1 rRNA gene (cut by a window edge) is annotated in these 220 nt (G+C 54.1%); it reads left to right on the top strand.

Annotation, left to right across the window (positions count from 1 at the left end):
- Positions 1–220: ribosomal RNA gene (locus tag ACIR131C_RS0117900) — 16S ribosomal RNA — on the top strand; its annotated part runs 501 nt beyond the window's last position; the annotation flags it as partial.

Genomic DNA, 220 nt, shown 5'->3' with positions numbered 1-220 from the left:
TTGATCCTGGCTCAGGATGAACGCTGGCGGTATGCTTAACACATGCAAGTCGAACGGTCTTTTAGGAGACAGTGGCGGACGGGTGAGTAACGCGTAAGAATCTACCCTCAGGTCGGGGACAACCACTGGAAACGGTGGCTAATACCGGATGTGCCGAGAGGCGAAAGGCTTGCTGCCTGGGGAAGAGCTTGCGTCTGATTAGCTAGTTGGTAGTGTAAGG

Origin of the sequence: Dolichospermum circinale AWQC131C, assembly GCF_000426905.1 — a bacterium.
Taxonomy (GTDB): domain Bacteria; phylum Cyanobacteriota; class Cyanobacteriia; order Cyanobacteriales; family Nostocaceae; genus Dolichospermum; species Dolichospermum circinale.
The sequence above is the reverse complement of the archived record's forward strand: the minus strand, read 5'-3'. Positions and strand labels throughout refer to the sequence as shown.